The sequence below is a fragment of the Paenibacillus sp. genome (assembly GCF_035645235.1).
GTDB lineage: Bacteria > Bacillota > Bacilli > Paenibacillales > YIM-B00363 > Paenibacillus_AE.
This window is the reverse complement of sequence record NZ_DASQMZ010000019.1, coordinates 19,693-29,127: the sequence shown is the minus strand read 5'-3', so window position 1 is coordinate 29,127 and position 9,435 is coordinate 19,693. Positions and strand designations below refer to the sequence as shown.

10 protein-coding genes and 1 riboswitch are annotated in these 9,435 nt (G+C 65.6%); all 10 genes read left to right on the top strand.

What is annotated here, in order from left to right; all coding sequences use genetic code 11:
• Nucleotides 1-488: 488 nt before the first annotated feature.
• The 10 genes from VEZ38_RS01835 to cobS all read left to right on the top strand — a co-directional run bounded on the left by VEZ38_RS01835 (nt 489) and on the right by cobS (nt 9,422).
• A complete protein-coding gene (locus VEZ38_RS01835; protein ID WP_324891384.1) occupies nt 489-731 on the top strand; it encodes a hypothetical protein in 243 nt (80 codons plus the stop codon).
• A gap of 127 nt (nt 732-858) precedes the next feature.
• Nucleotides 859-1,350 carry an Lrp/AsnC family transcriptional regulator gene (locus VEZ38_RS01830; protein ID WP_324891382.1) on the top strand — a complete coding sequence of 164 codons (492 nt, stop codon included), beginning with the start codon at nt 859-861 and terminating at the stop codon, nt 1,348-1,350.
• Between the two features lie 25 nt (nt 1,351-1,375).
• Nucleotides 1,376-2,551, top strand: coding sequence for an aminotransferase class I/II-fold pyridoxal phosphate-dependent enzyme (locus tag VEZ38_RS01825; RefSeq protein ID WP_324891379.1), 1,176 nt, complete (start codon nt 1,376-1,378; stop codon nt 2,549-2,551).
• Nucleotides 2,552-2,651: 100 nt separating this feature from the next.
• Nucleotides 2,652-2,853: riboswitch (cobalamin riboswitch) on the top strand.
• A gap of 184 nt (nt 2,854-3,037) precedes the next feature.
• Entirely contained in the window at nt 3,038-4,033 is a 996-nt protein-coding gene (locus tag VEZ38_RS01820; protein ID WP_324891377.1) for a helical backbone metal receptor, read from the top strand.
• 1 nt (nt 4,034) lies between these two features.
• A complete protein-coding gene (locus VEZ38_RS01815; protein WP_324891375.1) occupies nt 4,035-5,084 on the top strand; it encodes a FecCD family ABC transporter permease in 1,050 nt (349 codons plus the stop codon).
• On the top strand, nt 5,081-5,893 hold the full coding sequence (locus VEZ38_RS01810; protein ID WP_324891373.1) for a heme ABC transporter ATP-binding protein: 813 nt from the start codon (nt 5,081-5,083) through the stop codon (nt 5,891-5,893). The genes VEZ38_RS01815 and VEZ38_RS01810 overlap by 4 nt, the downstream gene beginning before the upstream one ends.
• A gap of 65 nt (nt 5,894-5,958) precedes the next feature.
• A complete protein-coding gene (cobT, locus tag VEZ38_RS01805; protein WP_324891371.1) occupies nt 5,959-7,056 on the top strand; it encodes a nicotinate-nucleotide--dimethylbenzimidazole phosphoribosyltransferase in 1,098 nt (365 codons plus the stop codon).
• Nucleotides 7,057-7,063: 7 nt separating this feature from the next.
• Nucleotides 7,064-7,639: a bifunctional adenosylcobinamide kinase/adenosylcobinamide-phosphate guanylyltransferase gene (cobU, locus tag VEZ38_RS01800; RefSeq protein ID WP_324891369.1), complete on the top strand. Its 576-nt coding sequence runs from the start codon at nt 7,064-7,066 to the stop codon at nt 7,637-7,639.
• Nucleotides 7,636-8,634, top strand: a complete 999-nt coding sequence (gene cbiB / locus VEZ38_RS01795; protein ID WP_324891367.1) for an adenosylcobinamide-phosphate synthase CbiB — start codon at nt 7,636-7,638, stop codon at nt 8,632-8,634. The genes cobU and cbiB overlap by 4 nt, the downstream gene beginning before the upstream one ends.
• A complete protein-coding gene (gene cobS, locus VEZ38_RS01790) occupies nt 8,598-9,422 on the top strand; it encodes an adenosylcobinamide-GDP ribazoletransferase (protein ID WP_324891365.1) in 825 nt (274 codons plus the stop codon). The genes cbiB and cobS overlap by 37 nt, the downstream gene beginning before the upstream one ends.
• The last annotated feature ends 13 nt before the right edge of the window (nt 9,423-9,435 follow it).

Sequence of the window (9,435 nt, the reverse complement as noted above, 5' to 3'; positions counted from 1 at the left end):
GGGGAGTGGGCAACAGCCTACCTCTTAACAATAGGAGATTTTTTTATATTCAACCAGAGAGATACGAGTAATTTGTTACATATTTAGGATAATATCCTAACAAACTTTCATGTGAGGTTTGGTGCAAGCGTAGTGCAGATTTTGAGCAATTCGCGGCAAGCGGCGGACGGTGGGTAGGTCGGGGAGCGTGCGGCAGCGGGCGAGCGGCGGTTGGGGACGGGAGAAGCGCGCAAATTTTGATCATAACGACGGGATAAGCGCAGATTTTGAACATTTCGCGGCAAGCGGCGGACGGCGGGTAGGTCGGGGAGCGTGCGGCAGCGGGCGGGCGGCGGTTGGGGACGGGAGAAGAGCGCAAATGTAAACCAGTGGCTGACGCAGCTCGGCGAGGACACTCTTTATATTTGCCCAAGTTGCATATTTATGCGCCGGTACGTATAATTATAAACATACTCACCATATGGAAAAGGGAAAGGCGGCGGCATCCTATGAAGATCGCATTCGAAATCAAAGTTCCGGAGCCGGAAGCGTTCTTCGGGCTCTTGGACGAAAGCGGAGCGCCGGAGGCGAACGCGCGGTACGACGCGCTTCTCCGCGCGCGCGGGGGCGTCGTGGCGGCTTACGACGGCGATGCGCTCGTCGGCGTCGGAGCGGAAGGCTTCGTCGCGGTGCATCCGTCGTATAAACAACGAGACATCGAACACAATATGAAGAAACTGGTCGGCCGGTAACGGCGGGCTTGCGGCGAACTCCCGAATTCGGGAGTTTTTTTGTTTTGCAGTGGACGCCCCGAATCGAGTAATATGGAAGGGATATTCAAATTTCGAGTCGATCGACGACCAGGGGGGAAAGCAACACATGACGGAGCTTCAGTTGATGATTCTTGAATTGTTGAAAGAGGATTCAAGGCGCGATGCCGCGCTGCTCGCCACGATGTTGGACGAAAGCGAGGAGACGGTTCGAGCGGCGATCCGCGAGATGGAAGAAAGCAACGTCATCGTGAAGTACGCGACGGTCGTCAATTGGTCGAAGGTCGATCAAGAGAAGGTTACGGCGCTCATCGAAGTGCAAATTACGCCGGAGCGCGGTCACGGCTTCGACGCGATCGCGGAGCGCATTTACTTATATCCGGAAGTCAAGAGCGTATACCTCATGTCGGGCGCGTACGATCTGCAGGTGGAGATCGAGGGCAAGAGCCTGCGGGAGATCGCTTCGTTCGTCTCCAATAAGCTGTCTACGTTGGAGCGGGTGTTGTCGACGAAGACGTTTTTCATTTTGAAAAAATACAAACAGGACGGCATCATCTTCGAAGGTCGCGAGGGCGATCATCGAATGGTCGTGTCCCCGTAACGACAAGGGAGAAGGTGCGCGCTAGATGAAACGGTATTTAACCCAGCACGTGCAAGCGATCCCTCCGTCGGGGATTCGCAAGTTTTTCGATTTGGTCAGCGGCAGCAAGGATATCATCTCGCTTGGCGTCGGGGAGCCCGATTTCGTGACGCCGTGGCGGTTTCGCGACGCGGCCGTCAACGGCCTCGAGCAAGGACGCACGACGTACACGCATAACGCGGGGCTCCCGGAGCTGCGCGAGGCGATCGGCGAGTATTTGCATAAGCAATTTTCTTTGAGTTACGAGCCTAAGGACGAAATTATCGTCACGGTCGGCGGCAGCGAGGCGATCGACCTTGCGCTTCGCGCGCTCGTGTCGCCGGGCGACGAGGTGCTCGTGCCGGAGCCGAGTTACGTGTCGTATTCGCCGATCGCCGCGATCGGCGGAGGCGTGCCGGTCGGCATCGAGACGTTCGCGAAGGATCAGTTCAAGCTTCGCCCCGAGTCGCTCGAGGCGGCTATTACGCCGCGCTCCAAGGTATTGATTTTGTGCTACCCGAGCAACCCGACGGGCGGCGTCATGACGCGGGAGGATTATGAGCCGATCGCAAGGCTCGTCGAGAAGCACGACCTCATCGTCATCTCCGACGAAATTTACGCGGAGCTGTCTTACGGCGTCAAGCACGTGAGCTTCGCATCGATGCCGGGCATGCGCGACCGAACGGTGCTCGTGAGCGGCTTCTCGAAGGCGTTCGCGATGACGGGCTGGCGCATGGGGTACGCCTGCGGTCACCCGGACATTATCGGGGCGATGCTGAAAATCCACCAGTACACGGTCATGTGCGCGCCGGTCATGGGGCAGCTCGCCGCGATCGAAGCGCTGAAGAACGGTATGGATGAGAAGGATCGCATGGTCGAGTCGTACAATCAGCGCCGCCGGCTCGTCGTGAAGGGCTTCCGCGACATCGGGCTCGACATTCACGAGCCGCAAGGCGCGTTCTACGCATTCCCGTCGATCCAGAAGACGGGCCTCACGTCGGACGAATTCGCCCAGCGTCTGCTCGTCGAAGCGAAGGTCGCCGCCGTCCCGGGACACGTATTCGGCAAAGGCGGGGAGGGCTTCCTGCGCTGCACGTACGCGACGTCGGTCGCCAATTTGACGGAGGCGCTAGAGCGGATCGGCGCGTTCGTCGAGACGCTGAAAGCGACGCAGCGCGTCTAGCGGCGCGCGGGCGACGTCGAACGGTGCTGAAACTTGTAGTTGTCAGCGGGGGGCGTTTTCCCTATAATCGTCTCTATGAGATATGCAAGCCGTTCGCTTTGCCATATGAACGCGTTTAGGTCCTTCGGGCGTGCGCAAGCGCCTTGAAGGTGAAAAGGGAAGCCGGTGTAACTCCGGCACGGTCCCGCCACTGTGAATGGGGACGACCTCGATATGCCACTGTCGCGCCGAGAGGCGGATGGGAAGGCGAGGCTCGTCGATAACCCATGAGTCAGGAGACCTGCCTACGCGCGCAAGCTGACAAATCCTTCGAGGAAAAGGATGCGGCTCGACGCAGGGCGCCAAGCTACCCTTGGCAGCGCGTTCCCTGAAACAACGTTGTGCCAGCCTCCCGTTTCTTTCGAGACGGGGGGCTTTCTTTTTTTGTCTTCGGCGAGGGATCGGCGCGTTACGCTCATAAATACAGAGGATGGGGAGTTTTGCAAGATGTTGAAGCGTTGGATGTTGGGATTGTCGGCGGTACTGCTCGCGTTCGGTTTGGCGGCGTGCGGCGCGGCGGAAGAGCCGGAGGCGGCTTCGGGGACGGCACAATCGGAAGCCCCGGCGCAGGAAGCGCCTAAGGCGGAAGAAGCGCCTGCGGAGAGGGCGGAGGAAGCCGCACCGGCGTTCCCGCTTACGATAACGGACGCGTCCGGCACCGCATTGACGTTCGAGCGGGCGCCGCAGCGTATCGTATCGATCGCGCCGAGCGAGACGGAGGTGCTGTTCGCGATCGGCGCGGGCGCGAGCGTCGTCGCGGTCGACGATTGGAGCGACTACCCGGCGGAAGGCGTCGCGTCGCTGCCGCGGGTCGGAGGCCTCGAGGCGAACGTCGAAGCGGTCCTGGAGCAGGAGCCGGATCTCGTCGTCGCCGGGTGGACGATGAGCGGCAAGACGATCGAAGAGCTGCGGAAGCTCGGCCTGACGGTATACGCGTTCGAGACGAACACGCTCGACGAGGCGATCGCGCATATTCGCGAGGTCGGGGCGATCACGGGCAACGCGGCGAAGGCGGAAGAGGTCGCCGCGAAGATGGAGGCGGACCGCAAGCTCGTCGCGGATGCGGTCGGCGGTTTGTCTGACGCCGAGAAGAAGCGGGTATTCGTCGAATTTGCTCCGGGCTGGACGGTCGGCAAGGGCGAATTTATGGACGAGCTGATCACGGAGGCGGGCGGCGTGAACGTGGCCGATCAAGAAGGCTGGTACGAAATCAGCGAAGAGAAAATTATCGAGGCCGACCCGCAGGTCGTGCTTTACAGCCTAGGCATCGAGGGGCTGGAAGGGATTATTAAAGGCCGCGCCGGTTGGGACAAGATCGATGCCGTCGCGAACGGACGGGTGATCGGCGTCGACGACAATCTGATTTCCCGCCCGGGTCCGCGCATCACGGAAGCGCTCGTCGAAGTAGCGAAGGCGGTATACCCGGAGAAATTCGGTCAATAACATGAGGCGAAAGCTGATACTTTGGGGGGGAGCGGGCGTTGCGCTCCTCCTTCTGTCCATTGTCGCAAGCGTGTCGATCGGCTCCGCGTCGAGCCTCGGGCTCGGCACGGTCTGGCGCATCCTCGCGTCGACGCTGCCGTTCGTCGGCGGGGGCGTCGAGGCGAACTGGAAAGTCGCTCACGAACAGATCGTGCTTCAGGTGCGCCTGCCGCGCATCGCGCTGGGCGCCCTCGTCGGCGCGGCGCTCGCGACGGCGGGTGCCGGCTTTCAAGGCGTGCTTCGCAACCCGCTCGCCGATCCGTTCACGCTCGGCGTCGCTTCCGGCGCCTCCGTCGGCGCGGCGTTCCTGATTTTGACCGGCGCGCAGTATGTGTTCGGCTTCGGCACGGTGCCGATCTTCGCCTTCTTGACCGGCCTTGCGACGCTCGTCTTCGTCTATATGCTCAGCCGGGTCGACGGGGGGATGCGGCGGGAGACGTTGATTCTCGCCGGCGTCATCGTCAGCGCCTTCCTGAGCGCGATCGTCTCGTTCATGGTTTCGATTTCGGACGACGTCATTAATCAAATTTTGTTTTGGCTGATGGGCAGCTTGGCGCTGCGCGGCTGGCCGTACGCAGGCATGCTCGCTCCGTACGTCGCGGTCGGCTTGATCGTCCTGCTCGCCAACGCGCGGACGCTGAATCTGTTCGAGCTCGGGGAGCGGAGCGCGGCCCATCTCGGCGTCCGCGTCGAGCGGACGCGCTGGATCGTGCTGGCCGCTTCCTCGCTCATGACGGCGGCGGCGGTGTCCGTCTCCGGCGTCATCGGCTTCGTCGGGCTCGTCATTCCGCATATGATTCGGCTCATGTTCGGTCCGGACTATCGTTTGATCGTGCCGCTGTCGGCGCTCGGAGGCGCCGTCTTCGTCGTCTGGGCGGACACGGCCGCCCGCCTGGCGCTGGCGCCGGCCGAAATTCCGCTCGGCGTCGTCACTGCGTTCCTCGGGGCGCCGTTCTTTCTGTATTTGCTGACAAGGCAGAAGCGAACTTTGGGAGGAGGCGGCGGCTTATGATTCGCGCGTCGGGCGTCGAGAAGAGCTACCAGGGCGAGGCGGTGCTGCGAGGGGTCGGGCTCGAGGTGCGCGCGGGCGAAGCGTTCGGCATTATCGGTCCGAACGGCAGCGGCAAGACAACGCTGCTGAAGCTGCTGTCGGGCCTCGAGACCGCCGACGCGGGCGAGATCGTCTTGGACGGACGCCCGGTCGGGTCTTATAAGCGCAAGGAACTCGCGCGCTGGCTCGCCGTGCTGCAGCAGGATGCGCTGCCGCCTGTCGGGTTTACGGTGCGCGAGGTCGTGGAGATGGGGCGGTATCCTTTTCAAAATTGGCTCGGGGAGGAGCCCGGCGGCGAGGCGGGGCGCATCGATTCGGTGCTGGATTGCATGGGACTGACGGCGTTCGCGGATCGGCCGGTGGAGCGGCTCAGCGGCGGGGAGCGGCAGCGGGTCGCGCTGGCGAAGGCGATGGCGCAGCGGCCGAGGGTGCTGCTGCTCGACGAGCCGACGACGTACCTCGACATCGGGTATCAAATGCAGCTGATGAATTTAATCCGCGAGTGGCAGCAGGGCTCTTCCTTGACGGTCGTCGCGGTGCTGCACGACTTGAACCTGGCGGCGATGTATTGCGACAGGCTGCTTCTGCTCGACGGCGGCCGGCCGGTTTGCGTCGGGACGCCCCGCGAGGTGCTGACGCCCGCGCGCATCCAAGACGTGTACGGCGCGCAGGCGACGGTCGTGCGGCATCCGACGACGGGCGCTCCCCAGATGCTGCTCGAGCCCGGCGCGGCCGCCACGACAAGCGGAAAGCCATCGAGTATAATATAAACTAATTATCGGCGCGCGCCGTTCTTCCGAAGCGGCCGCGCGGAACGGAAGAAGGGGCTTGAACCGTGCACTGGTTGGAACGCGTATGTACGACGATGGAACCGCTGCGGGAGGAGGCAATGGCCGCCGCCCGGGAGCGGCTGGACGTCTTGACGAAGCCGCCGGGCAGCCTCGGCCGGCTGGAGCGGCTCGCCGAGCGGCTGTCGGGCATGACGGGCGAGATGCCGCCGGCGCTCGGCAAGAAGGCGGTCGTCGTCATGGCCGGCGATCACGGCGTGTGCGAGGAAGGCGTGAGCGCCTTCCCCTCCGCGGTGACCGAGCAGATGGTGCGGAATTTTCTCGGGGGCGGCGCCGCGGTGAACGTGTTCGCGAAGCATGCCGGCGCCGACGTCGTCTGCGTCGACATGGGCGTCGCGGCGGAGATCGCGCATCCGGCGCTGCTCGTGCGCAAGATCGGCTACGGGACCGCGAACATGACGAAGGGGCCGGCGATGACGCCGGAGCAGGCGGAACGGGCGCTGCAGGCGGGCGTCGAGCTCGTCGAGCGGCTCGCGGGCGAGGGCTATCGGCTGCTCGCGCTCGGCGAGATGGGCATCGGCAACACGACGTCGGCCGCGGCGCTGACCAGCGCGCTGCTCGGCATCGCGCCGGAGGCGTCCGTCGGCCGCGGCACCGGCGTCGACGATGCGGGGCTCGCCCGCAAACGCGACGCGGTGGCGCGGGCGCTGGCTGCCAACGGCTTGACCGCCGGGGGGAGCGACGCGGCCGATCGCGCGGCTTACGCCCTCGAAGCGCTGTCGAAGGTCGGCGGCTTCGAGCTCGCCGGCATGGCCGGGGTGTGCCTCGGCGCGGCGCTCTACCGGGTGCCGGTCGTCATCGACGGCTATATCTCGACGGCGGCCGCGCTGGCGGCTTCGTTCCTCTGTCCGCTGACGCCGTCCTTCCTGATCGCCTCGCATCGCTCCGAGGAGCCCGGCCACGGCCTGGCGCTGGACGCGCTCGGCCTCGAGCCGATGCTCGCGCTCGGCATGCGGCTCGGCGAGGGGACGGGCGCGGCTTTATGTTTGCGCATCGTAGAAGCGGGGGCGGACGTCCTGGGCAGCATGGCGACGTTCGCGTCCGCGGGCATCTCGGGCCAACTGCCCGTCGAACCGGGGGAGTGAGCGCGGCATGGTCGTCACCTTGGTAACGGGCGGCGCACGAAGCGGCAAGAGCGCCTTCGCGGAACGGTACGTCGAGCGGTTCGCGGAGGAGGGCGTCTATGTCGCCGCCGCGCAGCCGTTCGACGACGAGATGGAGCGGCGCATCGCGCGGCATCGGTCGCGGCGGGAGGAAACCGGCTTCGTCTGGCGGACGGTCGAGGAGCCGCTCCGCCTGCCGGAGCTGGTAGAGTCGCTCGACTTCGAATATAACGTGTACCGGTCCGGTCATACGGCGGTGCTCGTCGATTGCTTGACGATCTGGCTCTCGAACTTGCTGCTGCAATGGGAGGCCGAGCCGGATGCGGAGGAGCGCTGCATGGCGCGAGTGGACGAGCTGGTGCAGGCGCTGCGCCGGTTTCAAGGCACGATCGTGCTCGTGACGAACGAGGTCGGCCTCGGCGTCGTGCCGGCGACGCCGCTCGGGCGGACGTTCCGAGATGCGGCGGGGCGGATGAACCAGCGGATCGCCGCCGCCGCCGAGCGGGTGTTCCTCGTGACGGCCGGCATTCCGATCGAGCTGAAGAGCCGGGAGTATTTGCTGTGAGCGGCTTCTGGCTGTTCTCCCTCGAGGAGACGCTGTGGATGGTAGCCGCGGCGCTCGCGGTCGATCTCGCCGTCGGCGACCCGGCGCGGCTGCCGCATCCCGTCGTCGCGATCGGCCGCTGGATTCGTTGGGTGGAACGCATAACGTACGTCGAGGCGCCGAAGGAGCGGTCGTTCCGGTTCGGCGTTTTGCTTTGCGCGTCGACGGTGCTGCTTAGCGGCGCCGCGGCGTATGCGATCGTGGCGGTCTGCGCCTCGCTGCATCCGTGGCTCGGCTATGCGGCGAACGTATGGCTGATCTCGACGACGATCGCTTGGCGGGGGCTCGCGGACGCGGGACTGCGCGTCTATCGTCCGCTCGCGGGCGGACGGCTGGACGAGGCGAGGCGGTACACGGGGTATATCGTCGGACGCGATACGGCGGAGCTGGACGAAGGCGAGCTGACGCGGGCGACGGTCGAGACGGTGGCGGAAAATACGGTCGACGCGGTGCTGTCGCCGGTATTCTTCGCGCTGCTCGGCGGGGCGGCGGGCGCGTTCGCTTACCGGGCGGCAAATACGCTCGATTCGATGGTCGGCTACCGCAACGCGCGGTACGAATGGTACGGCAAAGCGTCGGCGCGGCTCGACGACGCATTGAATTTCTTGCCGGCGCGTCTCGCGGCGCTCTTGCTCGCGGCCGCCGCGGCGCTGCGCGGCCGGTCCGCCGCCGACGCGCGTCGGGCGCTCCGGTCGGCGCGGCGGTTCGCGCGGCTGCACCCGAGCCCGAACTGCGGCTATCCGGAGTCGGCCGTCGCCGGCGCGCTCGGCATTCGGCTCGGGGGCGTTAACCGATACGGCGGCGTCGAGAGCGTGCGCGCCTATATGGGTGAGCCGCTTCAGCCGCTTGCGAAGGAACATATTTTGCGGACCGTCGGGCTGTTGCATGCGTTCGGCGGTTTGCTGCTGGGAGGTTTACTATGCGCGGCGGCTTGGGTGGCTTTGGGGATTGGGTAAGCGCGGCGATCGCCGCGGTGCAGCTGATGACGCGGGTGCCAGTGCCGGTCGCGGCGCGGTGGAACGAGCGCGTCGCGCGGCGCAGCGTCGTGTTTTATCCGCTGGCCGGCGCCTTCGTCGGGCTGCTCGTCGGCTATGCGTATTGGATCGGCGCGGCCTGGCTGCCCGTGCCGGCCGCCGCCGCGATCGTCGTCGCGGCGTGGGCGGCGGCGACGGGCGGACTGCATCTCGACGGGTGGATGGACGTCGCCGACGCGCTCGGCAGCCATCGCTCCCGCGAGAAGATGCTCGAGATCATGAAGGACCCCCGCGTCGGGTCGATGGGCGTCGCGGCGGGCGTTCTGCTGCTGCTTGGGAAATTCGCCTTCGTCTGGTCGTTGCTCGAGTTTACGGCGGCGGGGAGCCTCAACCTCGCCGCGGCGGTCGCCGTCGTGCCGATCGTTGCGCGCATGTTCGTGCCGTGGGCGATCGCGGGCTGGCCGTACGCCGGCGGCGACGCCGGCATGGGGGCCGCCCTGCGGGGGACCGGCCGGCGGCATGCGGCGGCGTCGGCCGCCGTCGGCGCCGCGTGCGCCTTCGGGCTGCTCGCGCTGCTCGGCTCCGGCGACCCGGCGATGCTGCTGCCGATCCTGCTCTGGGGCGCCGCGCTCGCGGCGGCGGCCGGCGCGCTCGTCGCGGCGCGGCTGAGCCGCCGGTTCGGCGGCTTGACCGGCGACGTCTACGGGGCGCTCGTCGAAGGGCTGGAGCTGCTGCTCTTGCTGGCGCTCGTCGCGCTCGGCGGCCGTTGACGGCAAGGCGTAC